At 63.9% G+C, this 26,092-nt stretch carries 23 protein-coding genes and 1 tRNA gene; 13 read left to right on the plus strand and 11 right to left on the minus strand.

Features of this window, described 5'->3' with window-relative positions; all coding sequences use genetic code 11:
• The 4 genes from AC5P74_RS03875 to AC5P74_RS03890 all read left to right on the plus strand — a co-directional run bounded on the left by AC5P74_RS03875 (position 1) and on the right by AC5P74_RS03890 (position 4,974).
• Positions 1 to 1,509, plus strand: coding sequence for an alanine/glycine:cation symporter family protein (locus AC5P74_RS03875; protein ID WP_005418815.1), 1,509 nt, complete (start codon positions 1 to 3; stop codon positions 1,507 to 1,509).
• Positions 1,510 to 2,343, plus strand: a complete 834-nt coding sequence (locus tag AC5P74_RS03880) for a TrmH family RNA methyltransferase (RefSeq protein ID WP_053500566.1) — start codon at positions 1,510 to 1,512, stop codon at positions 2,341 to 2,343.
• A 182-nt stretch (positions 2,344 to 2,525) separates the two neighbouring features.
• Positions 2,526 to 3,512 (plus strand): transporter family protein, encoded by a 987-nt coding sequence (locus AC5P74_RS03885; protein WP_329843334.1) that lies wholly within the window; start codon positions 2,526 to 2,528, stop codon positions 3,510 to 3,512.
• Between the two features lie 10 nt (positions 3,513 to 3,522).
• Positions 3,523 to 4,974, plus strand: a complete 1,452-nt coding sequence (locus tag AC5P74_RS03890) for an alanine/glycine:cation symporter family protein (protein ID WP_346608106.1) — start codon at positions 3,523 to 3,525, stop codon at positions 4,972 to 4,974.
• A gap of 61 nt (positions 4,975 to 5,035) precedes the next feature.
• Here AC5P74_RS03890 and AC5P74_RS03895 read toward each other — a convergent pair whose 3' ends face one another.
• The 4 genes from AC5P74_RS03895 to AC5P74_RS03910 all read right to left on the minus strand — a co-directional run bounded on the left by AC5P74_RS03895 (position 5,036) and on the right by AC5P74_RS03910 (position 8,234).
• Entirely contained in the window at positions 5,036 to 6,457 is a 1,422-nt protein-coding gene (locus tag AC5P74_RS03895) for a M28 family peptidase (protein ID WP_346608105.1), read from the minus strand.
• Between the two features lie 244 nt (positions 6,458 to 6,701).
• Positions 6,702 to 7,106, minus strand: a complete 405-nt coding sequence (gene mscL / locus AC5P74_RS03900; RefSeq protein WP_005418809.1) for a large-conductance mechanosensitive channel protein MscL — start codon at positions 7,104 to 7,106, stop codon at positions 6,702 to 6,704.
• A 54-nt stretch (positions 7,107 to 7,160) separates the two neighbouring features.
• Positions 7,161 to 7,877, minus strand: a complete 717-nt coding sequence (locus tag AC5P74_RS03905) for a fumarylacetoacetate hydrolase family protein (RefSeq protein WP_005418807.1) — start codon at positions 7,875 to 7,877, stop codon at positions 7,161 to 7,163.
• Between the two features lie 75 nt (positions 7,878 to 7,952).
• Complete coding sequence (locus AC5P74_RS03910; RefSeq protein WP_065179501.1) at positions 7,953 to 8,234, minus strand: hypothetical protein; 282 nt, start codon at positions 8,232 to 8,234, stop codon at positions 7,953 to 7,955.
• A 178-nt stretch (positions 8,235 to 8,412) separates the two neighbouring features.
• On the opposite strand from AC5P74_RS03910, the gene AC5P74_RS03915 reads away from it, so the two are divergent.
• Positions 8,413 to 8,748, plus strand: a complete 336-nt coding sequence (locus AC5P74_RS03915) for a Rieske (2Fe-2S) protein (RefSeq protein ID WP_053501270.1) — start codon at positions 8,413 to 8,415, stop codon at positions 8,746 to 8,748.
• A gap of 313 nt (positions 8,749 to 9,061) precedes the next feature.
• Here AC5P74_RS03915 and AC5P74_RS03920 read toward each other — a convergent pair whose 3' ends face one another.
• From AC5P74_RS03920 to thiS, 4 genes are all read right to left on the minus strand, one after another.
• Entirely contained in the window at positions 9,062 to 10,909 is a 1,848-nt protein-coding gene (locus AC5P74_RS03920) for an SLC13 family permease (RefSeq protein ID WP_005418803.1), read from the minus strand.
• Between the two features lie 27 nt (positions 10,910 to 10,936).
• On the minus strand, positions 10,937 to 11,671 hold the full coding sequence (trmB, locus tag AC5P74_RS03925; protein WP_346607655.1) for a tRNA (guanosine(46)-N7)-methyltransferase TrmB: 735 nt from the start codon (positions 11,669 to 11,671) through the stop codon (positions 10,937 to 10,939).
• Positions 11,671 to 12,465, minus strand: coding sequence for a thiazole synthase (locus AC5P74_RS03930; RefSeq protein ID WP_005418798.1), 795 nt, complete (start codon positions 12,463 to 12,465; stop codon positions 11,671 to 11,673). Before AC5P74_RS03930 ends, trmB begins: the two co-directional genes overlap by 1 nt.
• A gap of 117 nt (positions 12,466 to 12,582) precedes the next feature.
• The gene (gene thiS / locus AC5P74_RS03935; RefSeq protein ID WP_005418796.1) at positions 12,583 to 12,783 is read right to left on the minus strand and encodes a sulfur carrier protein ThiS; all 201 of its coding nucleotides are present in this window, start codon (positions 12,781 to 12,783) and stop codon (positions 12,583 to 12,585) included.
• A 207-nt stretch (positions 12,784 to 12,990) separates the two neighbouring features.
• On the opposite strand from thiS, the gene AC5P74_RS03940 reads away from it, so the two are divergent.
• From AC5P74_RS03940 to AC5P74_RS03965, 6 genes are all read left to right on the plus strand, one after another.
• Positions 12,991 to 14,844, plus strand: a complete 1,854-nt coding sequence (locus AC5P74_RS03940; RefSeq protein ID WP_053501089.1) for an autotransporter domain-containing esterase — start codon at positions 12,991 to 12,993, stop codon at positions 14,842 to 14,844.
• Positions 14,845 to 14,959: 115 nt separating this feature from the next.
• Positions 14,960 to 15,033: transfer RNA gene (locus tag AC5P74_RS03945), tRNA-Gly, on the plus strand.
• A 103-nt stretch (positions 15,034 to 15,136) separates the two neighbouring features.
• A complete protein-coding gene (locus AC5P74_RS03950; RefSeq protein ID WP_231298748.1) occupies positions 15,137 to 16,750 on the plus strand; it encodes a site-specific integrase in 1,614 nt (537 codons plus the stop codon).
• Between the two features lie 1,036 nt (positions 16,751 to 17,786).
• Positions 17,787 to 18,434, plus strand: a complete 648-nt coding sequence (locus tag AC5P74_RS03955) for a CPBP family glutamic-type intramembrane protease (protein ID WP_346607654.1) — start codon at positions 17,787 to 17,789, stop codon at positions 18,432 to 18,434.
• Between the two features lie 359 nt (positions 18,435 to 18,793).
• A complete protein-coding gene (locus AC5P74_RS03960) occupies positions 18,794 to 20,914 on the plus strand; it encodes a peptidase domain-containing ABC transporter (RefSeq protein WP_495204807.1) in 2,121 nt (706 codons plus the stop codon).
• Positions 20,911 to 22,155 carry an HlyD family secretion protein gene (locus AC5P74_RS03965; RefSeq protein ID WP_495204799.1) on the plus strand — a complete coding sequence of 415 codons (1,245 nt, stop codon included), beginning with the start codon at positions 20,911 to 20,913 and terminating at the stop codon, positions 22,153 to 22,155. The genes AC5P74_RS03960 and AC5P74_RS03965 overlap by 4 nt, the downstream gene beginning before the upstream one ends.
• Positions 22,156 to 22,187: 32 nt before the next feature.
• Here the strand turns inward: AC5P74_RS03965 and AC5P74_RS03970 are convergent, their stop codons facing one another.
• Entirely contained in the window at positions 22,188 to 22,745 is a 558-nt protein-coding gene (locus AC5P74_RS03970; RefSeq protein ID WP_231298767.1) for a prepilin-type N-terminal cleavage/methylation domain-containing protein, read from the minus strand.
• Complete coding sequence (locus AC5P74_RS03975) at positions 22,717 to 22,902, minus strand: hypothetical protein (RefSeq protein ID WP_126559409.1); 186 nt, start codon at positions 22,900 to 22,902, stop codon at positions 22,717 to 22,719. The genes AC5P74_RS03970 and AC5P74_RS03975 overlap by 29 nt, the downstream gene beginning before the upstream one ends.
• Positions 22,903 to 23,946: 1,044 nt before the next feature.
• Here AC5P74_RS03975 and AC5P74_RS03980 point away from each other — a divergent pair.
• The gene (locus AC5P74_RS03980; RefSeq protein WP_126559711.1) at positions 23,947 to 24,834 is read left to right on the plus strand and encodes a trypsin-like peptidase domain-containing protein; all 888 of its coding nucleotides are present in this window, start codon (positions 23,947 to 23,949) and stop codon (positions 24,832 to 24,834) included.
• A gap of 484 nt (positions 24,835 to 25,318) precedes the next feature.
• On the opposite strand, the gene AC5P74_RS03985 is transcribed toward AC5P74_RS03980, so the two are convergent.
• The gene (locus tag AC5P74_RS03985) at positions 25,319 to 25,684 is read right to left on the minus strand and encodes a hypothetical protein (RefSeq protein WP_126559709.1); all 366 of its coding nucleotides are present in this window, start codon (positions 25,682 to 25,684) and stop codon (positions 25,319 to 25,321) included.
• 68 nt (positions 25,685 to 25,752) lie between these two features.
• Here AC5P74_RS03985 and AC5P74_RS03990 point away from each other — a divergent pair, with 68 nt between their 5' ends.
• A complete protein-coding gene (locus AC5P74_RS03990; RefSeq protein WP_126559707.1) occupies positions 25,753 to 26,091 on the plus strand; it encodes a helix-turn-helix domain-containing protein in 339 nt (112 codons plus the stop codon).
• The last annotated feature ends 1 nt before the right edge of the window (position 26,092 follow it).

The raw sequence follows: 26,092 nt of genomic DNA on the forward strand, positions 1-26,092 counted from the left end.
GTGGAAGCAACCGTACACTTCATCAACAGCATCATCTGGAGCAAGGCACTGATCTTCGTGTGCCTGGGCGCCGGCCTGTTCTTCAGCCTGCGCACGCGCTTCATGCAGATCCGGGGGTTCCTCGAGATGTGCCGCCTCACCGTCAAGGGTGAGAAATCCGACGCCGGTGTGTCCTCGTTCCAGGCGCTGGCCATGTCGATGGCCGGCCGCATGGGTATCGGCAACATCGCCGGTGTGGCCACCGCCATCGCATTCGGCGGTCCCGGTGCGATCTTCTGGATGTGGGTGATGGGCTTCCTCGGCGCGTCCACCTCGTACGTGGAATGCACCCTGGCGCAGATCTACAAGACCAAGGATGCCGAAGGCCGCTACCGCGGTGGCCCGGCGTACTACATCGAAAAGGCCATGGGCCTGAAGTGGTATGCGCTGGCCTTCGCCATCGCCACGATCATCGCCGCAGGCTTCCTGATGCCGGGCGTGCAGGCCAACGCCATCGCCGACAGCATCATCAACGCCTGCCGTGGCACCGCGCTGTGCGGTCCGCTCGATGGCCAGGCCTTCGGCATGGAATCGGTGCAGGCGCTGAAGCTGGGGATCGGCATCGTGGTCGCGCTGCTGCTGGGCGTGGTGATCTTCGGTGGCGTCAAGCGCATCGCCAACTTCGCCGAGGTGGTGGTGCCGTTCATGGCCGCCGGTTTCATCCTGATGGCCATCATCATCATGATCATCAACTACGACCGCGTGCCGGAAATGTTCGGCATCATCTTCAAGAGCGCCTTCGGCACGCATGCCGCGTTCGGCGCGATGATGGGCCTGGCTGTGGAGTGGGGCATCAAGCGCGGCATCTACGCCAACGAAGCCGGCCAGGGCTCGGGCCCGCACGCAGCGGCCGCCTCGGAAGTCTCGCATCCGGCCAAGCAGGGCTATGTGCAGGCCTTCGCGATCTACTTCGACACCATGATGGTGTGCACCGCCACCGCGTTCCTGATCCTGGCCAGCGGTACCTACAACGTGTACTCGCCGGTGGAGGGCGCCGCGCCGATCTTCCAGGGCCTGGCCGGCATTCCGGAAGGCGCCGGTTACGCCCAGGCCGGCGTGGAAGCGGTGCTGCCGGGCTGGGGTTCGGCGTTCGTATCGGTGGCCATCTTCTTCTTCGCCTTCACCACCATCATGGCGTACTACTACATGGCCGAGACCAACCTCAGCTATGTGAACCACAACAGGAAGCGGCCGCTGACCGTGCTGCTGCTGCGCCTGGGCATCATTGGCATGGTGGTGTTCGGCGCGTTCCACAATGCCACCCTGGCCTGGGCGCTGGGCGACATTGGCGTCGGCCTGATGGCCTGGCTGAACATCATCGCCATCCTCATCATCCAGAAGCCGGCGATGCTGGCCCTGCGTGACTACGAACGACAGAAGAAGCTGGGCCTGGATCCGGTGTTCGACCCTGATGCCCTGGGCATCAAGAACGCCGATTTCTGGCGCCAGCGCAAGCAGGAGAGTGTGTAAGTGAACAACCCTTGGAACAACCGCCGCCCGTCCGCCCGTCCGCCGCGCGCAACGCCGTTGCCGCGCCCGGAGGTGCCGGCCACGGGCGGTGGTGGGCGCGGTGGCAGCGATGAGCTGCGTCTGTACGGCCTGAATGCCGTGCTGGCTGCGTTCGAAGCGCGGCCGCAGGCGCTGCGCAAGCTGTACCTGCTGGAAGCACGCATCCCGCGCCTGCAGCCGCTGTTGAAGTGGTGCGTTGCCAACCGCGTGGGCTACCGCGTGGTCGAGGATGGCGATCTGAACAAGCTCGCCGGCACCACCCATCACGAGGGCGTGGTGGCTGACATGCTGCGCACACCGGCACTGCCGCTGGCGCAGTGGCTGCAGCAGGTCGGTGATGGCCCGGCGCTGGCGCTGTGGCTGGATGGTGTGGGCAACCCGCACAACCTCGGCGCGATCCTGCGCTCGGCCGCGCACTTCGGTGCCAAGGCGCTGCTGTTGCCGGCCGGCAGCACGCTGGCCCTGTCCGGCGCCGCCGCGCGCGTTGCCGAAGGCGGTGCCGAAGCGGTGCCGCTGGTGCAGCTGCCGGAGACCGATCAGGCAATGGCGCAATTGCGCGCAGCCGGTTTCGGCCTGGCCGCGACCCTGGTCGAGGGCGGTGATGACGTGTTCCGCAGCTCGCTGCCGGCCCGCCTGGTGTATGTGATGGGTGCCGAAGGCGAGGGCATGGACCGCAGCCTGGCGGGGGCGTGCGACCTGCAGGTCTCGATTCCCGGCAGCGGCGCAGTGGAGAGCCTGAACGTAGCCTCGGCCACGGCGGTACTGCTGGCGCAATGGGCCAGTCGCCGCGGCTGATCCGACCCCAGCGGCTCGCCACGTTCGGGGTCGGATCCCTTGCCGCAGGCGAGGGCTCTGACCCCTTCCGGGGCCGGCAATTGCGTCAAGCACGCATGACGTTTTGAAAGTTTCCTTATTGGTCAGCCGCTTCTGGCGACGCAGGGTGGAATTCCATCCCATGCTGTCCAGGAGTGGCTGTCATGCATCATCCTCGCCGTACCCTCGTCGCATTGCTGGTGCTGGCCAACGTCCTTGCCAGTGCCCACGCAGCGGCTGACGAACGCAGTCTTGACGGTGTCAACTTCACCGGCCCGTTGATCACCCCCAACCCGGCCGGACTGCCACAGGGCAACTGGTACATCGAACCCTATCTGGTGCGGGTCGACAGTCGCGATCACTACGACGATGGCGGCCATCGCCGCCGCAGTGGGCAGCACAGCGGTGCATGGGCCACGGTGGTGCCGATCATCTACGGCTTCAGCGACCGGGTGATGGGCCAGGTCAATCTCAGTGCATCGCGTGCCGAACAGGGCAGCGCACGCAGCAGCGGTTTCCGTGCTGGCGATACCACCGCGCGCCTGCAGTACCTGCTGCAGGCGCCCAACGCCGATGGCACGCGCCCGGCCATCTCGGTCGCGCTGGTGCAGCGCTTCAGCACCGGCAGCCACGACCGCATCACCGGCAATCCCCTCGATGCGCAGGGCGACGGCGTGCAGCGCACCACCGCCGCGTTGGGCATGCAGCAGGTGATGTGGCTGGGCAACGAGCGTCCGCTGCGCTGGCGTGCCCAGCTCAGCGCCGGGCCGGCGCCGTCGCGCACGGCGATTTCCGGGGCCAGCGTCTACGGCACCGATGACAGCTTCCAGGGGCACATCTCCCGCGGCTCGGTGCTGGGCCTGTCGGTGGGTGCCGAGTACAGCTTCAACTCGCGCTGGGTAGGTGTGATGGAAGTAGCCGCCAGCCGTGAGACCGGACAGCGCCTGAGTGGATTCGCGCGCAACGCCAGCGGTGCCTTCGAGCGTATCGACGAACATCGCCCGGCCAGCCGCAGCCTCACCCTGGCGCCGGCCGTGGAGTACCACTTCAGCCCGGCGCTGGGCCTGATCGCCGGCGTGGAGTTCAGCGTGGCGGGCCGCAACACCAGTCGTATCGTCAGCCCCCAGGTTGCCCTGGGCATGTTCTTCTGAGGGGCCGCCGATGAACATCGAATCGATCGTCAACACGATTCTGGGCGTCGTCTGGAGCCCCTACCTGGTGGTGCTGTGCCTGCTTACCGGCCTGTACTTCAGCGTGCGCACACGCTTCATCCAGCTGCGTGCATTGCCGGACATGCTGCGCCTGATGTTCCGGCATGAGCGTTCCGATGCCGGCGTCTCACCGTTTCAGGCGTTGTCCCTTTCGCTGTCCAGCCGCGTGGGTGTCGGCAACATCGCGGGCGTCGCCATGGCCATCGCCTTCGGTGGCCCCGGTGCGATCTTCTGGATGTGGATCGTTGCCTTCCTCGGCGCATCCAGTGCCTTCATCGAATCCACGCTCGCGCAGATCTACAAGGACCGCGACGGCAAGGGGCAGTACCGGGGCGGCCCGGCGTACTACATCGAAAATGGCCTCGGCCAACGCTGGTATGCCGTGCTGTTCGCACTGGTGGCGGTGCTGGCGGGCGCGATGCTGGCCGGCACCCAGTCCAATGCGATCACCAGCGCAGTGAACGAAGCCTGGGACGTGCCGACGATGACCACCACCGCGGTTCTGCTGGTGGTGCTGGGTGTCATCCTCATTGGCGGTGTGCGGCGCATCGCGCGCGTGGCCGAATGGATGGTGCCGCTGATGGCGGTGGCCTATCTGCTGGTCGCGGCGCTGGTGATGGTGCTCAACGCGGACAAGGTGCCGGAGGTGATCATGCTGGTGCTGCGCAGTGCATTCGGCGTGGATGCGGCGTTCGGCGCAATGATCGGTACTGCCATCCAGTGGGGCGTACGCCGTGGCGTGCTGTCCAACGAGGCCGGCATGGGCAGTGGCGCGCACCCGGCCGCCGCCGCGGAGGTTTCGCATCCGGTCAAGCAGGGCCTGGTGCAGTCGTTCTCGGTCTACATCGACACGATGGTGGTGTGCAGTGCGACCGCCTTCCTGATCCTGTCCACCGGCCTGTACAACGTCTACAACCCGGCGGTGAACGGCATTCCGGATGAGGCGCGCCTGCTGCTGGGCAATCTGCCGGGCGTCGAAGCCGGGCCACGCTTCGTGCAGCATGCGGTGGAATCCGCGCTGCCGGGCTTCGGCCGTTCGTTCGTAGCGCTGGCGATGCTGCCGTTCGCGTTCACCACCATCCTGGCGCTGTACTACATGGCCGAGACCAATGTCAGCTATCTGTGCCGCGATCGGCCGACGCCGTGGGTGATGGGCAGTTTCCAGCTGCTGTTCCTGGCGGCGACCGGGTACTCGGCGGTGAACAGTGCAACGGTGGCCTGGTCGCTCGGCGACATCGGCGTCGGCCTGATGAGCTGGTTGAACATCATCGCCATCCTGCTGCTGCAAGGGCCTGCCCTGGCCGCACTGCGCGATTACGAAGCGCAGAAGCGCAAGCAGCGTGATCCGCTGTTCAGGCCGCAGGCGATCGGGGTAAGTAACACCCGGGTCTGGGAGAGCTAATACGATCAGGGGTCAGAGCCCTCGCCAAGGGCGAGGGCTCTGACCCCCCTGTGTCACCGCATCATTCGTTCGGCGGCGTGGTCGCCTTGGCCTCGCTGCCGAAGCTGCCGTCGGCTTCCGCCGCCAGGTACGCGAACACGGTGTACGCGGCCACGTTCTGCGCCAGTGCCTTCGGGTCGATCTTGTCCAGCGTGTCGTCGGCGGTGTGGTGCAGGTGGAAGTAGTCCGAGCCATCCTGCGCCAGCCACGCCCACGCACCGCCCTTGGCGGCCAGCGGGCCGACGTCTGGGCCCGGGCCACCCTTGTCGGCCTGGTACTCGATGCCCAGCGGCTTCATCACTTCGGCAATCTGCTTTGTTGCCTCGCGCGAGCCTTCCGGGTTCGGCGAACCGGTGTTGAAGGCATAGATGCGGCCGGCACCGAAGTCGCTCTCGGCGGCCAGCTGGTGCAGGGCCACGTCCTTGGCGTGTGCCTCGGCATAGGCCTTGCCGCCGTACAGGCCCTGTTCTTCGTTGGCGAAGGCGATCACGCGGATGGTGCGCTTCGGCGCCTGCTTTAGCTGGCCGATCAGGTGGCCTGCGGCCATGGTGATGCCCACGCCCGCGCCGTCATCCACCGCGCCGGTGCCCAGGTCCCACGAATCCAGGTGACCACCGATCACCACCACTTCCTTCGGCAGGCTGCGGCCGGTGATCTCGCCGATCACATTGTAGGAGGTGGCGGTGCCGTCCCAACCGCAATCCAGTGCCACCTTCACCGTGGTGCTGCCACGGGCCAGCAGGCGGGCCAGCTGGTCGGCATCGGGCACCGACAGCGCCGCCGACGGCACCGGGGTGAGGCCATCGTCGAAGCGGGTGATGCCGGTGTGCGGCACGCGGTGCGAGTCGGTACCGGCCGAGCGCATCAGGAAGCCGACCGCGCCCTTGCGGATCGCTTCGGACGGCCCCTTGCTGCGGATCGCACCGCCGCGGCCGTAGTCGCGGCCATCGCGGAACGGCAGCATCTGGTAATCGACGAAGGCGATCTTGCCCTTCAGCGAACCCGCCGGTGCGGCCTGCAGCGCGGCCAGGTCGGCGAAGCGCACCACCTCGGCTTCCACGGCGCCGCCTGGGCTGCCGCCCAGCGCAGTGATCTGCAGCGGCTGCGGGTTCCTGCCGGTCACGGCGGCGTGTTCACTGCGCCGCTCCCACTTCGGGAAGGTCACCGGCTCCTTCCACACCTTGTCGAAACCGAGGGCCTTGAACTTGGCTTCGGCCCAGGCCACGGCGCGGGCGTCGGCTTCGCTGCCGGCGATGCGCGGACCGATCTCGGTGGTGAGCGACTCGACCACCTTCCAGCCGGTGTCATCGGCCAGCGCCTGGTCGCGCAGCTGTGCGGCGGTGGCCAGCGACGCCGGGGGCAGGGTAGTGGTGTGCGGCGCCGCGAAGGCCGGGGCGGCCAGCAGGGCGAGGGAGAATGCGATGGCAAGGACGCGGCGACGCATGGACAACTCCGGGAAGGGACCTAAGCCTTGGAGCTTAACAGTCGTTCAGCCCGGCGCATGGGCGGGAGGTCATGGCTGGCGCGAACGCTGTTTTCCGCCATGACCGGCAAAGCGAAAGCCCCGCCAGGGCGGGGCTTTCGCCTGCTTCTGTAGAGCCGAGCCAATGCTCGGCTGCCTTTTGCAGATCAGCCGAGCATTGGCTCGGCTCTACAGGTGGGAGGGGCGCCCATAGGCGCCCGACACCTTATTTCTTCAGGCTGTCGCGGATCTCGCGCAGCAGCACCACTTCTTCGGCCGGCGCCGCCGGGGCAGCTTCCTTCTTGCGAGACAGCCGGTTGATCGCCTTGACCACGATGAAGATCGCGAAAGCCACGATCACGAACTGGATGACGGTGTTGATGAAGTCGCCGTAGCCAACCACCACCGCCGGGATCTCCTTGCCATCCGGTCCGAGCCGGGCTGGCGACAACGTCCAGGCCAGGCTGGAGAAATCCACGCGCCCGATCAGGTAGCCCAGCGGCGGCATGATGATCTTCTCGACCAGCGCCGTCACGATCTTGCCGAAGGCTGCGCCGATCACCACACCGACGGCGAGGTCGATGACGTTGCCGCGCATGGCGAATTCCTTGAACTCGGTGAGCATTCCCATTGTTGTTTTTCTCCGGTGGGGAAGTGGACAGCGCGCAGGGTAGCGCAGGTGATGTCAGCCGGCGATCACGCCGTGGCGCTCGGCCACGTTTTCAAGGCGGGCACTGAAGCGGTCGCCGGGCTTCAACGCAGCCACCCCGGATGGGGTGCCCATGAACACCAGGTCGCCGGCACGCAGCTGCCACAGCTTGGACAGCTCATGCAGGATCTCCGGCACGTTCCAGATCATCTGGTCGAGCAGTGCCTGCTGGCGCACTTCGCCGTTGACCTCCAGCGACAGGTTCAGCGCGGCCAGGTCGCCGACTTCCTCGGCGTGGACGATTTCGCTGATCGGCGCGGAGGCGTCGAAGCCCTTGGCTGCGTCCCATGGGTGGCCCTTGTCCTTGGCTGCGGCCTGCAGGTCGCGGCGGGTCAGGTCCAGGCCGACGGCGTAGCCATAGACCAGCGCATCGGCGTCGGCCACGGCCAGCTCGCCGGTGGGCGCATCGCGCCCGATCGCCACCACCAGTTCCACTTCGTGGTGCAGGTTGGCGGTCGCCGGCGGGTAGGGGATGGCATCGTCGTGGCCGACCACGATCGCATCGGCCGGCTTGCTGAAGAACATCGGGCGGCCGCGGTCATCGGCCGCCGGCACCGCCGCGCCCATTTCGCGGGCGTGGTCGGCGAAATTGCGGCCGACGCAGTAGATGCGGTGCACGGGGAAGCTGCCGCCACCGGCTACCGGTACACGCGGCAGGGCTACGGCAGGGATCACATCGGAGACATCGGACATGCGGGCATCCAGGAAGGGCGTGCCCGCAGTCTAGAACGCATGGCGCCCGCCGTCAGCGGGCGCGGAAGGCCTGGATCAGCGCGAGGCCGGCAACACCGGCTTGCGCACCACGCGGTACTCGCCTTCAACCACGGTCGGGTCAACCGGACGCACAACGCCCGGCTTGCGCGAAGCCAGCAGCTTCCACGCCAGGCCGACCAGGATCATCGCCGCGCCAACGAACACACCGATGAACACCATCGCCGCCAGGATCGCCAGGCCAAGCAGGCCCACGGCGACGCGCACCAGCGGATGACGCGGCTTACGCGGCGCGAACAGGGTGCGGAACTGGTTGAAGGCGGATGCGCGATTGAACATGGCGGCTCGATAGGCTGGGATCAGCGAAAACAGAGTATCGGGACGCGCCACTGTCATTGAGTGAAAAACTCGTTAAATATAGCCTGTGCTTATTACGGATCAATGACTTGTGTTCATGTCGCAGCCAGTCACCTGAGCAGGCATGCGACAATTCCGGTTTACCGTCCGAGCCTTCGCCATGACTATCGTTGCTGCCCTGATCGCCCTTGATGCCATTGCCGATGGCGCGTTTGCCGAGGTCGAAGCGGTGGTCGATGGCGATGCCGAATCGCTGGTGCTGTACCGCGACGGCGCGCAGGTGCGCGCGTTCCTGAACATCTGCCCGCACGCTGGCCGCCGCCTGGACTGGGCCCCAGGCCAGTTCCTGAAGAGCCGTGAGGGCCACCTGGTATGCGCCGCGCATGGCGCCTCGTTCACGCTGGACAGCGGCGACTGCATCGCCGGCCCGTGCAAGGGTGACCGCCTGCGTACGGTGCCGGTGGACGTACGCGACGGGCTGGTCTACCTGGCCTGAGGCCGGAAGCAGTCGAGCACGGCTCGACTCTACAAAGGCATCCACGCATGGCGTGGATCCACCGTGTCGACCAAGGTCGACACCCACCAGCAGCACAGAATGCCGTTCCGGCAGATGGCAGAAATCTGTCGAAGGCGGGGTGGGTCCGGTTGCGGGGGTGTCCGCGGCATGGATGCCGCGGCCAAGCCCCCATGGACGGGTTCACGGCGTCCCCCGCAACCGGACCCACCCCGCCATCCCACGGAATGCACGCTGTTGCCGTTGCTTTGGCTTCTGCAGGTGCAGGGCGCAGCCCTGCAAACAGCCCCCAACCTCAGAACATCAGGTTGATCATCAGCACCACCACGCAGGTATAGATCAGCGACAGCGGGCCGCCGACCCGCCACATCTCGCGCGGGGTGTAGTTGGCCGGGCCAGTGATCATCGAGATCACCGGGTTGGAGGCCGTCATCAGGTTGTTGGACGCCGACAGCGCCACGATCAGCGCGAACGCGGTCGGGTTGCCCCCCGCCGCCAGTGCCAGGTTCACCGCGATCGGCACCATCACGATGGTCGCACCCACATGGCTGATCACCAGCGAGAACGCCGTGGTCAGCAGCGCCAGCGCCACCTCCAGCACCCACACCGGAATGCCGGTCGGCAGCTTGTCGATGGTATGGCCGGCCACCCACGCGGCCGCACCGCTGGAGTCCATCGCCCAGCCGAGCGGAATCAGCCCGGCCATCATGAACACCGTCTTCCAGTTGATCGAGGCATACGCCTCGTCCATGCGCAGCACGCCGGTCAGCAGCATGCCGGCCACGCCGGTCATCAGCGTCAGCGCCACCGGCAGCTTGCTGGTCAGCGCGATCAGGATGGTCAGCGCGAAGATCGCCATCGCAATCTTGAACTTGTGCGGGCGCTGCTCGCCGGTCGGATAGTCGGTCACCACCACGAAGTCGCGGCTGCGCGCGGCCTGCGCCAGGTCGGTCCAGATGCTGTGGAACACCAGCATGTCGCCGGCGCGCAGCTGCACGTCGCGCACGTCCTCGCGGATCACCTGCTTGTCGCGGTTGATCGCCAGCAGGCTGATGCCGCGCTCCTTGCGAAGTCGCAGATCGGCCGCACTCTTGCCGATCACGTTCGAGGTCGGTGGCACCACTGCCTCGGAAATGCCGGCGCGGCTGGGGTTGAACAGGTCACCCAGGTGCTTCAGGCGCGAGGACATGCGCAGGAACTGGTTCTGCGCGAAGTCGCTGATCTGCTGGCGCGGTCCCATCGCACCGAGCACGCTGCCGACCCAGATGCGCATCTCCGCCGGCGGTGCCAGGCGGGTGTCGTTGCCGGTCTTCAGGGCCAGCAGCAGCGGCGCATCGTGCAGGGTCTCGGCCTCGCCCAGGGTCATGCCCACCAGCGGGCTCTCGGCGGTCACCACCAGCTCGAACACATCGCCTTCGATGCCATAGGTCTTGGCGAAGTAGCTCTCGGTGCGCGCCGGGGTGACCCCGTCATTGACCAGGCTTTCCTCTTCGATCAGCTTGCGGTCGCCGTAGTAGCGGAAGTACAGCAACGAAGCGATCAGCAACGCCACACCGATCGGCAGCGGCGCGAACATGCGCAGCGGCTCGATGGTGGCCAGGCCGGAGGGAAGGTTGTTGTTGGCCGAGGCCAGCAGATCGTTCAGCAGGATCAGCGGCGAATTGCCGACCATGGTCAGCGCACCGCCCATCACGATCGCCGCCGAGATCGGCAGCAGCAGGCGCTGCATCGTCAGCCCGGTGCGCGCTGCCAGTCGTGAGGCAACCGGCAGATACAACGCCATCACCGACGGGTTCTGCATGAAGGAGGAGTTCAGGCCGGCGATGGCGGTGGTCATCATCAGCAGCCGTTGCTCGACACCGTGGCCGCGCCGCAGCAGCCAGGCCGCCAGCCGGTTCAGCGCCCCGGTGCGGTCCAGGCCCGCACCGAGGATGGTGGTGGCGATGATGCTCATCACCGCGTTACCGGAGAAACCGCCGAAGATCTCCTCCGGCGCGATCAGCCCGGTGACACCGAGCACCACCAGCACCACCAGCGCGACCACGTCGGCGCGGATGCGCTCGAACAGGAACATCGCCATCGTGAAGCCGACCAGCCCGAGCACGAGCTTCATGTCGTTGGTCAGCGTCAGCGCGGTATCCATGTGGGGCGCGGCGTCCTCAGGCGATCGTCAGGTGCGGTCGTACAACAGGTCCCAGACGCCGTGGCCCAGCTTCTGGCCGCGGGTCTCGAAGTGCGTCTGCGGGCGCCAGTCCGGGCGCGGCACGCTGCCCCGCGGGCCGGCGCGGTTGACCAGCCCGGCGGTTGCGTCGAGCACGTCCCACATCTGCTCGGCGTAGTCTTCCCAGTCGGTCGCGCAGTGCAGGCGGCCCCCCGGGCGCAGCTTGCGCACCAGCAGTTCGGCGAATGCCGGCTGCAGCAGGCGGCGCTTGTTGTGGCGCTTCTTGTGCCACGGGTCCGGGAAGTAGATGCGCACTTCATCGAGTGCGCCGTCGGCGATCTCGTTCTGCAGCACTTCCACCGCGTCGTGGTGGTACAGGCGCACGTGGTCGGCATTGTCCTCGGCCAGCGCGTTCAGCAGCCGGCCCACGCCCGGGGCGTGCACCTCGATGCCGATGTAGTCGCGCGATGGGTCGTGCTGGGCCGCGAAGCGCAGCGCGGCACCGTTGCCGAAGCCGATCTCCAGCACCTTGTGTGCCAGGCGGCCGAAGGTGGCGTCCAGGTCGCGCGGCTGGCCGTTGTAATCGATGCCGAAGCGCGGCCAGCGTTCGTCGAACGCGCGCTGCTGGGCGGGAGTGAAACGGCCTTGGCGCAATACGAAGCTGCGCACCTCGCGTCGGCCCTCGCTCACGGTGAAGGGCTTGGGCGGGGCCTTGGAACCGGCGCTGTCAAAAGGATTGGTCATCAGCCGATCAGCCCGTCCACCGGCGAGGAGGCGCTGGCGTAGCGCTTGCGCGGGATGCGCCCGGCCAGGAAGGCCTCGCGGCCGGCCTCGACCGCCTTGCGCATCGCGCTGGCCATCAGCACCGGGCTGCGCGCACCGGCAATGGCGGTGTTCATCAGCACGCCGTCGCAGCCCAGCTCCATCGCGATCGCCGCGTCCGACGCGGTACCCACGCCGGCATCAACGATGATCGGCACCTTGGCGTCTTCGATGATCTGCAGCAGGTTGTACTTGTTCTGGATGCCCAGGCCCGAACCGATCGGCGCGGCCAGCGGCATCACCGCAGCGCAGCCGATCTCTTCCAGGCGCTTGGCCAGGATCGGGTCGTCGGAGGTATAGACCATCACCTCGAAACCGTCCTTGACCAGCTGCTCGGCGGCCTTCAGGGTCTGCATCACGTCCGGGTACAGGGTCTTCTGGTCGCCGAGCACTTCCAGCTTCGTCAGGTTGTGGCCGTCCAGCAGTTCACGGGCCAGGCGGCACGTACGCACCGCGTCCTCGGCGGTGTAGCAGCCGGCGGTGTTGGGCAGGATGGTGAAGCGCTCCGGCGGCAGCACGTCCAGCAGGTTCGGCTCGCCCGGGTTCTGCCCGATGTTGGTGCGGCGGATGGCCACGGTGACGATCTGGGCACCAGCGGCCTCGGTCGCCAGGCGGGTTTCTTCCAGGTCCTTGAACTTGCCGGTGCCGGTCAGCAGCCGCGAGCCATAGGTCTTGCCGGCGATTACCAGCGAATCGGGGGAGACATGAACGTTCATGGCGCGATTATCGCTTATCCGCCTGAAGATGGGGTCACGTAGAGGGCGGGGTCGAGCGTGGGGTCAGATCCCTTTGCCACCGGCAAAGGGATCTGACCCCTGAACACCCGCGCAGCCTCAGCCCCCACCCAGCGCGTGCACGATCTCCACCACGTCGCCCTCGGCCAGGACGTGCTCGCCATGGCGGCTGCGGCTGACGATCTCGCCGTTGACCTCGACCGCGACCCGGCGTTGCAGCAACTGCTCGGCCTGCAGCAGATCGTGGAGGGTCGCCGAGGCGGGCAGGGTACGGGGTTCGCCGTTGAGCTGGATGTTCATCGCCGCATTGTCGCCTACGGCCTGCGCGGATCGGAACCCTTGCAAATTGCCTCGGCCGCCAGCCCCGGCACAGCGTTGTCCGACGCTGCCGGGCGACAATCCATGCGGCGGCGCAGCGTGAGCAAAACGCGGCGCAGTGAAACCATTCACCGTGCGCCGGCGTACGTCCGCCGGGTCCTCAACGATATCCCCACAGGAGTTTCTTACATGCTGCTCAGCAAACGCCCGATCCGCTCCCTGATGGCGGCCGCGATCGCGCTGGCCGCGGTTCCGGCCATGGCAGGCGAATCCCCGTATTCCAAGGCCGTGTTCTTCGGCGACAGCCTGACCGATGCCGGCTATTTCCGCCCGCTGCTGCCGGCCGATGTGCGTCCGGTGACCGGCCAGTTCACCACCAACCCGGGTTGGGTGTGGTCGCAGCAGGTCGCCAACTACTATGGCCTCAATGGCGCCGCCAACGGCAACGGCCAGAGCGGTGACAACTATGCAGTCGGCGGTGCCCGCGTGTCGGTGGACGAGGCCGGTGGCCTGGGCGTGATTCCGTCGCTGAAGTCGCAAGCAACCCGCTACCTTGCCGCGAACGGTGGCAAGGCTGACGGCAACGCCCTGTACACCGTATGGGGAGGCGCCAATGATCTGTTCGCGGCCACCCGCGCGGCGGCAGGTGGCGCGTCGCAGGCCCAGGTGCAGGGCATCATCGGCGCAGCGGTCACCGACCAGATCGCGCTGGTGGGTGCGCTGAAGCAGGCCGGCGCCCAGTACGTGCTGGTACCGAACCTGCCGGATGTGGGCATCACCCCACAGTTCCGCGGCCCCAATGCCGCCGCCGCCACCGCACTGTCGGCCGGCTACAACAAGGCCCTGTACGGTGGCCTGAAGCAGGCGGGCATCGAGTTCATTCCGCTCGATACCTTCAGCATCCTGCGTGAAGTGACCGCCAACCCGGGCATGTACGGTTTCACCAACGTCACCAGCACCGCCTGCAAGATCGATCCGGCCAACTCGACGCAGAGCATCCTGACCTGCAACCCGACCAGCTACGTCAGCCCGGATGCGGCCAACACCTACCTGTTCGCCGATGGCGTGCACCCGACCACCGCCGGCCATCAGCTGCTGGGCCAGTACGCCGTGTCGGTGCTGGAAGCGCCGCGCCTGCAGCAGGTGCTGAGTCACTCGGCGCAGACCATCGGCCGCTCGCGCGCCGACCAGGTCAGCATGCACCTGGGCGGCCGTCCGGCTGACGGCCTGTCCTGGTGGGGAGGCGTGCGGGGTGACCTGCAGCGCTACGACCACGCCGACCTGTACGACGGGCTGGCCCCGGCCGGCCTGTTCGGTATCGACTGGGCACGCGACGGCATGGTGTTCGGCGGCTTCGCCGGTTTCGGTCGCCTCAACGCCGACTTCGGCAACAACCGCGGCGACTTCACCCAGAAGGACACCTCGGCCGGTCTGTTCGCTGGCTGGTACGGCGACCGCATCTGGGTGAACGGTCAGGTCAGCTACACCTGGCTGTCCTATGACGTGAACCGCAAGGTCCAGCTGGGCCCGGCCACCCGTGAGCATGGTGGTTCGCCGGACGGCAGCAACCTGACCGCCGCCCTGAACGCCGGTTACGAGTTCGGCACGGAAGGCGGCTTCCGTCACGGCCCGATCGCTTCGGTGATCTGGCAGAAGGTGAAGATCGACGGTTACACCGAGAGCGCCGCGGCCGGCACGCTGGCAACCGCACTGGGCTACGACCGCCAGAATGTCGATTCGACCGTCGGCCGCATCGGCTGGCAGGCCCGCTTCGATGGCGGCACCCTCAAGCCGTACGCGCAGGTGACCTACGACCACGAGTTCGAGGACACCAAGCAGGCCAGCGCCTGGCTGCAGACCCTGCCGGAACTGGGCAGCTACCGCGTGCCGGGCCTGAAGTTCGACAAGAACTACGCCACCGTCGTGCTGGGTGCCCGCACCGAACTGTTCGGCCTGCAGAGCAACTTCGGCCTGAGCGCGTCGACCGGCCAGAAGCGTGCGCAGGACGCCACCCTGTTCGCCAACTTCAGCGGCACGTTCTAAGCAGCAATCGCCGGGGTCGGAGCCCTTTCCGCGAGGAAAGGGCTCTGCCCCCTCGCGGATACGGTGGCCACCATTGCGCTGTACCGGTCCCTCCGCATAGACTTTCATCCGCGCTGCGGGCGTAGCTCAATGGTAGAGCTGTAGCTTCCCAAGCTACTGACGTGGGTTCGATTCCCATCGCCCGCTCCATTTGTCACGCGATCTGCGCCTAAGTTGTTGATAGCGCACGGGTGAACTGGCAGAAAAACGAATGCTCAAACGACCTGTTTAGGTATCGTTTGAGGTATCGTTTTTGCCCAAGCCGCTGCTTCTTTCTCGTCCCAGTGGGCTATACGCCCGCTTTCTTGTGCCCATCGATTTGCGTGCCGCCATCGGTTCGCGCTTCCTCGTTCGTCCTCTCCATGAGCCTGCCGGCGATAGGGCACGGCTGGTGGCCGCCTGCATGGGCGTGGCACTCTCTCAGGCATTCGAAGCGATACGCCAGGGGGACGCGGTGGATCTGAAGAAAGCACTGGAAGCGGCGCGTGCTGCTGGGCGCAGGGACCTGATCATCAAAGGCATGACCCTGCGCAACGGAACACATGTTGCTGAGGCTCAGCTGGAAACACTCCAGGACGTGGAGATGCTGGAGCGGCTGATGGGGCAGGTGGCGGAGAAGGATCCGCTGGCTGCTGCGGTGTCTGGCTACCTGCCTCAGGTGCCCAAGTCGGCTACGGTCCCGTCAGGACCACTGCTCTCCGCCTGCATCGACAAGCATCTGGCCAGCTTGGGAAAGCTGGCGCCGAAGACCATCATCGAAAGTCGGCACAGCCTGCGAATTCTGTTGGGCCTTGTTGGAGACATTCCTGTCGCCACACTGGACGCTGACCACGTGCAGGCCTTCATGGACGCAGTGGAGCATTGGCCCAGAAACGCAACCAAGCACAAGCTGTATCGCGACCTCAGTGTCCAGGAGGTTCTCGCGCTCTCCAAACGCAACGGCGAAAAGGCACCGGCCAGTGCGACGCTCAGCAAGCATTGGGACAGATTGAGGGTGTTCATTTCGCACCTGCGCAAACAGCGGCTTCTACAGCTTGACCCGATGGAGGGCATCGCCTCACCGTCGGACCGTCGGGGAGTGGAGGAGCCGGAAACGGGTCGCCCGTTCACGCATGACGAACTGAAGGCGGTGTTCGGAGCAGGTTTCTTGCGCTGGGCCTCGAAGTATCCGCACCGCTTCTGGGGGCCGATATTGGGTTTGTACAGTGGCGCGCGCGTGAACGAAGTGGCGCAGCTACGCGCAGCAGATGTGATGCATGTGGATGGTGTTGCCGGCTTCCTGGTCACAACTCGGGGAGACGGAAACAAGGTCAAGAACACGAGCTCACTGCGGTTCGTTCCATTGGCGAAACCGGTGTTGGATGCAGGTTTCCTCCATTTCGTAGATGAGGTGCGAGGGTGCGGCGTAGATCGCCTTTTCCCGGACCTTCCCAACAGCACAGGACTGGGCTTTGGGCGTCAGCTGTCACGTCAGTTTTCGACCTACATCAAGCGGCAAGGTGTCACCGAAGAGGGCATGGGATTTCATGCCTTTAGGCATTACTTCATCACCCACACGGATCGAGCGCTGCTGGCCACCGGCATGGAGGTCAGTGCCAGGGACGTGGCCATTGGCCGCATCACCGGACATGGCAAACCGCCCAAATCGGTCTTGCGAAAAGTCTACGTGGACAACAGCGGGTTGGCCGTGCCAGCGGCAGTTCAGCCAGAGACCTTGCCTCTGCGGGTGGAGACGTTGGCGATGTTCAATCCGCCGGTGACCCTGCCGTCGCATGTGCCGGGTCAATTTGGGGAGAACTTGCAACGGGCCGCTACGGAAGCCAAGCGAATTGCGCGAGAGGCAAAAAGAAACAAAACATCCGCATGACTGCCGCGGTTGGGATGGCGTTGGCCCGGGAAGACGTGGAAGCCGATGAGGCGCGGTTTCCACTCACTTCGAAAGCAGAAGTTCAGCCTCTCGGACGCGCAGGCATACCGTCCGAGTTGCGGGTCCAGGTGGTTGAGCGAGCTGACGACGAGCACCAAGCCACGTATAGCCACGAATTCACCGTCCAAGAAGATCTGCATGGCCCGGGCGCGAACACCCCTGGGCTGGCAGTACTGGACTTCAACTTGAACCTACCGGTTCTCAAGGCACTCCTGTCCGAAGGTGCTCCGCGAAAGCGTGCGAAAGCAAAGCCCGAGCACGCTCCAGCCTGAGGCGGCAGGAGCAGGGCAAGAGTTTGGCTTCCGTCGGAGCTGGCCAGACGAGGCATTGGTCGGCCCACTGCGAAGCCACAGGTGCATCAAGCAACACAGTGGCCCGAGGCAGCCTCGGCTGCGGACAGTCTGCGAACATATATTGTTATGTCATAACATTTCAAGTGGCCTCAGTTGGATTGTGCGGAAGGGCCGTCACAGTCTTGAATGAAAGCGCCTGCTGGGTGCACCAATGTGAACCACGAAGGCCACAGCGCGTCGCTGACGAAGCTCCGGCGCATCGAGAATATTGGTTAACTCGATGCCGCCACGCTTGGTCTCGAGGCGAATTCGCAACTCTCATTACTCCGACAGCATCGCAATGGAGGCTATATGCGTGATCTTAGTCAATTGGAACTTGCAGAAGTGTCAGGCGGTACGAAGGGCATCAACATTCAGATTGGTTCGAGCGAAGGAAGCCACGTCAGCGGAACTCTCCACAGCTTCATGGAGACCGCGTATATGTATGGAAGGGTTGCGCCCTTCAGTGGAATCGGCGCTGCTGGTCTAATCTACCATCACCTCATGGCTCAATGATCCAGAATGCCTGATCGGGCGCCAGCGTGAATACGAGGCGGAACCTCTGAGGCACAATTCAGGATGATGTAGGCGCGTTAGCTAAGGCCCAGGCCCAATTCCGGGCCTGGGCCCTCGGGAGAAAGTTCTTGCTCAGGAGAATCGCGCACTGGAGGCCTCGCCCCATAGCGGAGAACAAGATATTCGTAGCTGCAATTTCAACTGTGGGCGCCGGTGCGGCACTTGGAGTTCTGAAATACTTCGACGTTTTTGGATCAAGAGCGATCGTCGAACTTCTCGCCTTCGCGGTTTGTGTCTGGCTACTTCCCAATGAGCCCAGGAGAGAGTGGACTTTCCGGCTTGGCGCTGCCTTGGTTGCCATTGGGATCGCTGGAGGCGCGATTTGGGTTTACGTCGTTGGAATCCCTGCAATACCGCACACAAAATTCATCCCCTTTAGCGAAATTCCAATCAATTTCTATGTTCTTGGCTTGATTTCGACCTGCATCATCGGACCTCTTTTCGAGGAGAAGGTAGTGAGACACCTGCTCTTTGATGGCGTATCTCACTACTTCGGGCGCGTATTGGGAGCCATCGTGGTTAGCGCGGCATTTGCTGCGGTTCACGTCGACGCCGTTATCTCGTCATTCCTATTTTCGATACTGCTATGCATTTTGGCCTATCCATTCAACCTGAGCACAACCCAGCTGGCGACAGTCCACGGCACAATAAATCTCACAATAACGCAGTGGGTCATATTCTACCCGACGCTCAGGGACTACGGAATTCAGTCGTGAACACCAGCGGACCTTCCCATGCAGCGCCGTGCGTTCAAGCCAGCGACTCGCGCAGGCAAGCACGAATGTCAACCCGGAGGAGCCTTTGATTCAAATGACCAAGCACAGTGACGCAAATATCCTTGCTTTCGCTCTTGTAGCAGCCTTTGCTTTTTTTGTGGCTGGCTACCACGGCGGGAAATACCTCGCAAAGCAAGAAAATTCTGATAAGCGATCGGAACAGTCTCAATAGTTTGAATTCACGATTAAAGGGGCGGGGTGTTCTACCCCGCCCTTCTCGCATTACGCGCAATTCTGCAGAGCTTTCAGCAACTACCCTGTTCAATTCGCCATTTCTATCGATAGAGAGATGTGATCTTATTGACGCCGTGATTCAATCCGAGGCAGCGGAGTGCGGCCTTGCATGCCTGGCCATGGTTGCGTCGCATCATGGCAACAACATTGGACTGCGGGAACTCCGTCGTCGCCATGCCCTTTCGCTTAAAGGCGCGACGCTTGCTCAGATCATTGAAACTGGAGGCGCGCTCGGCTTTCGCTGCCGCCCCCTGCGCTTGGACTTGGAGCACCTGAGCCAACTTCAACTGCCCTGCATTGCGCACTGGGACCTCAACCACTTCGTTGTGATCAGCAAGGTCCGTCGCAATGGCGTGACCGTTCTGGATCCGGCCTTTGGCAAACGCAGGCTTTCTCTGGATGAGGTCTCGCGCCACTTCACCGGAATTGCGCTGGAGTTGCATCCAACTGCGGAGTTCCGGGCTACTCCTCGCCCACCGGCCGTCTCGCTCGCGCAGCTGACAGGAAAGATCGATGGGCTTTGGAAAGCGCTTGCCCTGCTGCTGCTTCTGTCCGTTGCTCTTCAGGTGTTCGTCCTGATAGCGCCATTCTTCATGCAATGGACCGTGGATCAAGCCCTCATTGCCCATGACAAGGACTTGCTGACCGTGCTGGGCACCGGGTTTGCCCTGGCACTGCTGCTGCAGGTCTGTATTGGGCAGATCCGAGGCCGAGCAGTCATCTACCTATCAAATCGGCTCAATCTGCAATGGACCGGCAACGTCTTCCGGCACCTGTTGCGTTTGCCCCTGGACTTCTTTGAGAAGCGCCATCTGGGTGATGTCACCTCACGGATGTCGAGCGTCCAGGCCATACAACGAACGCTGACAACCAGTTTCGTCGAAGCGTTCGTTGATGGCCTCATGGCGGTGGTGACGCTGGGAATGATGCTGCTCTACAACTGGAAGTTGGCGCTGGTCACATTGCTTGCAGTTGCTCTGTATGCAATCGCGCGTGCTTGTGCCTTTGCGCCTTTCCGAAGAGGAACAGAAAAACAGTTGATCGCAGGGGCACGGCAGGAGAGCCACCTGCTCGAGTCCATTCGTGGAGTTCAGTCGGTGAAAGTTGCCGGTCGGGATTCCGTTCGCCAAGCCGGCTACTTCAATCTCATGAATGAAACGGTCAATCACGACATTTGGCTAGCAAAGTTTGGGCTGAGCTTCGGCGGGGCCAATCAGTTGCTGTTTGGACTGGAGCGCATTGCGGTAATTTGGCTGGGAGCACTGCTGGCGATGGAGAACGTCTTCTCCGTCGGTATGCTGATTGCCTACCTCGCCTACAAGGACCAGTTTTCACAGAGGATAGGAACCTTGATCGACAAGTGGGTGGAGTTCCGCATGCTCCGCCTGCATGGCGAGCGGCTCTCCGACATTGTTCTTGCCGAACCAGAGTCCCCCCCTTCAAACGCAAGTGACCTGCTGCCGGACGGCATCCGAATTGAGGTCGAAGGGCTTGGATTCCGCTACGCCCCCGGAGAGCCCTGGGTGCTGAGGAACTGTAGTTTTGTAGTGGATCCTGGTGAGTCAGTCGCCATCATCGGTCCATCTGGCTGCGGAAAGACCACGCTGATCAAGATTCTCCTTGGCCTTCTCCAGCCAACGGAAGGTGAGATCCGCATCGGAGGCGTGCCTCTGTCAAAGATCAGCGTAAGTGAGTATCGCCGCATGATCGGCGCGGTGATGCAGGATGACCAGCTCTTCGCGGGAAGTGTCAGCGAGAACATCGCCTTCGAAGACGATCACCACGATGAAGCCAGGGTGCGTGAAGCCGCAGAGTTGGCCGCCGTGCATGACGACATCGCAGCGATGCCCATGGGCTACAACAGCCTGATCGGCGACATGGGGACGACCCTCTCTGGCGGTCAGAAGCAGCGGGTGATCCTCGCACGCGCCCTGTATCGCAAGCCCCAGTTGCTCTTCTTGGACGAGGCAACCAGCCATCTGGATGTTGAGCGGGAAAGGCTGGTGAATGAAGCCGTCCGACAACTTGAGCTGACCCGGGTGATCATCGCCCATCGGCCAGAGACCATCGCCAGTGCAGACCGGGTGCTGATCATGCACGCGGGCGCGGTAGCGCGCGAGTTGGTGCAGAACGCATCAAGCTCCGCGAAAGCCGCACGGGACGGCCTTGAGGAGGTGCTCGCATGAACGGCCTCTTCCGCAAGGAAGCCATCGATGCCCAGCGACGAAGCTGGCTCGGTGGAGTGTCCCTAGCGCAACCGCTCCGTTTCTGGATTCTTGCGGTGTTCGCAGCGATGGCTGCCTCGGCCATCGTCGGCTTCCTCTACCTGGGCGAGTATTCACGCAGATCCAGGGTTATGGGCGAGCTTGTGCCTGATCTCGGGCTTTCCACCGTGGTCGCTCCGTCGGCTGGCGTGGTTGCGAGACTGGATGTCGAAGAAGGCGACCACGTCCGGCGCCAGGACGGGCTGCTGACGATCAACGTGCCGCGGGTCACCTCCTCAGGACAGGATGCCGTGTCCACGTTGCTTGACGCACAGCGCTCCCGTATGACCAGCGTGGAGGCGATGAGCGAGTTCCAGGACAGGCAGCTCGCGGCACAGCAGGAGGGAGCCAAGGCCCAACGCTCGGCGATGCTGCGCGAGCTTTCGCAGATTGAGGCAGAGATCCACACCCGCGGCGAGCAGGTGCGAATTGGTCGCGAGACCCTCGCCCGATTTCGGAGCGTCGAGGATGAGCGCTACGTAAGCCTGGTTCAGATCAACCAACAAGAGCAATCGATACTCGAGTCGGTCAACGCGCAACAAGCCCTTCAACGCCAAGCGACCTCGATTCGACGGAACCTGGCTGAACTGGAGCAGCGGCTCGCAGAAATTCCCCATCAGAGGCTCTCCGCCAAGGCGGCCTCGGAACGTGATCTGGCTGCATTGAGCCAGGAGACCGTCCGGATGGAGGCCGACGGGGAGCTGCTGCTTCGCGCACCAGTAACTGGACTGGTAGCAAATCGACTCGTCGAGGCCGGCCAGGCGGTGCAGCCGGGCCAGCCCATTCTCAGCCTGCTCCCCCAGGGGGCCGAGCTTCGGGCACAACTGCTGGTGCCCAGCTCGGCCATTGGGTTCGTCAAATCGGGCGACAGAGTTCTCCTGCGCTATCAAGCCTATCCTTACCAGAAGTTCGGCGCCCACGAAGGAACGGTCATCCGCATCTCCCGCAGCGCGTTGACGGGAGCCCAGGAGGGCAGCGATGCAAAGCAGTCCCTGTATCGAGTTCTGGTCTCGTTGGACCAACAGGGAGTGCTGGCATACGGGAAGACAGAGACGCTCCGCCCGGGCATGCAGCTTGAAGCCGATATCATGGGCGAGCGTCGCAAGCTCTACGAGTGGCTGCTGGAACCTCTCTACTCCGTGACCGGGAAACTGGGAGGGTAGCCCCACCCGCCTTCCCATCCCGGGCCGCCGGGCTACTTGGGCCGCAGGGAAAAGAAGAGGGGCCCCTTGCCCTTGTCGCACAGCCACGCCCCTGTGCCCGGGTCCAGATCGGGGTAACCGTTGATCGTGAACCTGCCGCTGACCCGCTGCAGCAAGGCTTGGCACTCGGCCGGGCCTTTGGTGGGATCGGGTCGGTAATGCAACAGCACCCAGAGCTTGGGGCAGCGGCGCGTGGGGCACCGCCGGGTGGCATCGACGGTTTCCAGCAACTCCCAGTGCCAGTTGCCGGGGCTCATCGCCCAAGGGGCCTTTCTGCGCAAGGCCGCATCCCAGTCCTTGCCGACGCCGTAGTAGCTGCCGTTGTACTGGCTCTCATACCGGGCCACCACCGCGGCGATGAAATCGGCTTCGCGCCTGGCGGCCAGTTCGGCGCGCACGGCCGGGTAGACGGCAAACAGGGCCGCCAGCAGGGCCGCCAGCACGCCCAGTACCAGCAGCAGTTCGATCAGCGTCCATCCGCGCCGACACCGCGCAAGCCCTGCAGGCCGTCTGCGCGGCAAATCAGGCGCCGCGGCGTGCCAGACGTCCACGCATTTTCCCCGTCTTCTTCCCTTGCTTGGCTGCATTGGCAGCTTTGCGCTTTTTCTTCATGGTTCGGCGCAGGCTCTTTCCGCGCGTGTCGTAGCCAGCGGCTTTCAAGAGTTTGTTTGCTGCGCGTTCGGCAGCACGTTGAGTCGCGTTGTCCATCCCCAGTTGTTACCACCCCACGCGCGCTTGGCAAGCCCCCGCGGTGCCGGGAGGCACCGCCATGGGCGTTACCCCCGGAGGGAAGGCGAGCGGGAGCGAGCCAGATGGCGGGCGGCGAAGCCGACCGCGCCGACGGCAGGGCTTGGTCCGGTTTTCCGGGGACGCGGGCACACGGTGGGCGATGCTTGGGGATACCCCAGGCGCAGCCCTCCCAGCGGCGAGGTCCGCGCGCTTGTCCCGACCTGCCAGCCCGGTTGGCCTTTGCGGGGCGGCCGGTCTGGCCGTCCTTTGCCGCCTTGGCCGCTTTTCCTTCCAGGCGGCCCTGAACCGAGCGGGGGGCGCGGCGGCGCGCCCCCCGAGCCCCCCGCCGCCGAGTGCGTCCCGCCTGTCGGCGGGCCCGCCCTCGGGCTTCTTGCTCACCGTCTCGCTTTTCCCTGTTAGGAAAAACCGGTCCGGTTTTCCGGGGACGCGGGCACACGGGCCCCCACCCTCGGCTGGGTGTCGAAAAGGAGATTGGCGGCCTGCGCTTGAGGTGCCTTGCGGCTGCAGGTGTGCCGGTGGGAATGCGACCCCAACGGCCCAGCGTGGTTCTCATGGGTCGCCCCATCTGCCCCCGGTCCACGCCGCCCAACGGTTGGTTGCTGGGCGTCTCTATCGGGCTGCGGCTGAGCCAGCGTTCGCACACGTCTCCACGCGTGCCCGGGTTGCGGGGGTGCCCTGCACCGTTAAGCCCCCAGTCCCCAGTTGCCGCGCGTTTGCCCAATGATGGGCTGACCAGCAGAACCGTTTGATGGCTACGAACCACCCCCGCCTAGTGCTGATCACGCAGGCCGTCCAAGCGGGAGCGAAGGGAGAGCGAGAGGGAGGGCTTGCCAGATGGCCGAGGCTTGTTACGCTGACCTCAAGGGGCCATTGCCTGGGCTTGTGTAGCTGCCTTCTACCTTGCTCGCCTCCGCGCCGGTCAAGCTCGGGGGCCATGAATTCAAACTATGGCACCCTTGGCCGTTGTCAAGCCAAGGGTGTCTTTGTATCCAAGGAGGACGTGTGAACCCAGCAACCTACATCTCTATGTCGACGGTCCGGCTACTGTGTGGGAGCAACGGTGTGTCAGTGTCGGTGGGCACCGGATTCTTCTATCTAGTCGAAATTGATACGCCGGAAGGGAAAGGGAACTTCCCCCTAATTTTCACGAATAAGCATGTCGTAAACGGGCACAACGAGATCCGTATAACTGTGACAACCCGTAGTTCATCGGACGATGTTAGCGAGCTGGTGGTTGCGCCGGGCGATGTGCACCGGACATTCCTCATTCCAAACTGCCAGCAACGAATAGTGTTCCACCCAGATGCGGGCGTCGATCTGTGTGCATTTTATGTCGGCGATGTCTTCGAGGCCGTACAGAACAGTGGGTTATTCATTAGGAATACGTTCCTGCACAAGAATTTCCTTGTCCCACATGATGAAAGGAAAAACGTCCGCGCAATCGAGCCCATTATGATGATTGGCTACCCTAACGGACTTTGGGATGAACATAACAATCGCCCGCTGGCGAGACGAGGAAGCACGGCGTCACATCCATTTTTGAAATGGAATGGAAGGCAAGAATTTGTTATTGATGCAGCCTGCTTTCCCGGGTCGAGCGGGTCGCCTGTTTTTCTTTTCGAAGACATAATGTTCAGAACAAAAGATAATTCATACACGCCTGGAACGCGCGCTCAGTTGCTCGGCGTATTGGCCTCAGGACCGCTCTTTACCAACGAGGGCACGCTCGTTCAACGGGACATCCCTACGGCGACGGCAATAGTTCCAGTGGTTCCGTCGATGATGAATTTGGGGAACGTAGTGCATGCGGACGCACTCCAGAAAGTTATTGATTTAGCTTCCGTGGCCTCAGTGGAAGGTCGGACCTTTGCGCGGGCCATCAGTGTTTAGGGCTAGTTCTTCCCGCCCTCGGAATTCTGGTCGAGCGAACAACACGGTAGGCGCACCCGCCTAGAACAGGAAAAGCCACGTGAACGGGCAACAGCAACAGCCCTACCACCGCTGCCAGGCCCCGGACTTGCGTGGGATTGGGAAGCACATCGGCAAAGCCAGCGACTAAAAACACTAGCACTTGGGCCGCGATGACCGCAGCCCAAGTCCAAAGGAAGCCCCGCCAGAAGCCCCCGCGAGGGAGACCCTGTTCTGCGTAATGGGGAAAAGGCTGGCGGTTGATCCACGCCCGTCGTCGGTTGGCCCGATGGGTGATCCAGAAGAGGAAGGCCAGCACCAGCCAGGTGCCAATGCCTCCCAAGACCGCCAGCCAACCCAAAGAGATTCCGTTCTGGAGCATCTCCAAGCCGCCACCGATGAAGACGAGGCCGGCTCCCCCGAGAAGAACCGACGCACAGCCCACGTTCGCGTAGGAGTTCATCGATCAGGGCCTGTGTGCCGTCCAGGTGCCGTTGGCCTTGGAGAACCGAACGGGCTCCACGATGGGGCGCACCAGTTCGGCGCCTGACACATTGAGGACCACCTCTCCGCCAAGGTCACAGATGACGCCATCGGAGGGGGCGGCATTTCGGCAGTTTGAAAGCGTGAAGTCCCGGTAACCGGTCACCGTCATCGATCCGCTGGAGACCTGAGTGAAAGTGGCCCCGATGGCGGCCTGGGCTTCTTCGATGGAAGGCTGATTGCTGCTGCATCCAGAAAGGCTCACAGCAGCAACCACCGATACAAGCACGGTGCAAACGGTCTTCATGATCAATTCCTTGGCTGTCCACCGGATGGTGGCATCTGCCATTTTGGCAGATGCGTGCCTTATCATGCCAGTCCGTGCAGACTAAGGAGCTGATCCATTGCCCGTCCCCCATGCCCGCTCCGTTGCCCGCAATCTCTGTCTTCGGCCTTCGCCTCCGTGCAGCGCGTCAGGCCGCCGGGTTGTCGCAGGTCGAACTGGGGGCGTTGATCGGCATGAGTGAGAAATCGGCTTCGTCACGCCTGTCCCGCTACGAACGTGGGGAGCGAGAACCCGACGGCGAAACCCTGGAAGCCCTAAGCAAGGCGCTCGGCGTGCCGCCGGCCTACTTCCACGCGAGCTCGGATGTGTTGGCGGAAGTCATCTTGTTGGTGGCCCGACTGCCCGTAGAGCGGCAAAAAGAGGTGTTGGGCCTCATCAAGGGATACACCGGCGATAACGCATCCCCCTGAA

The organism is Stenotrophomonas sp. YJH_SMC_94-11, assembly GCF_059370435.1.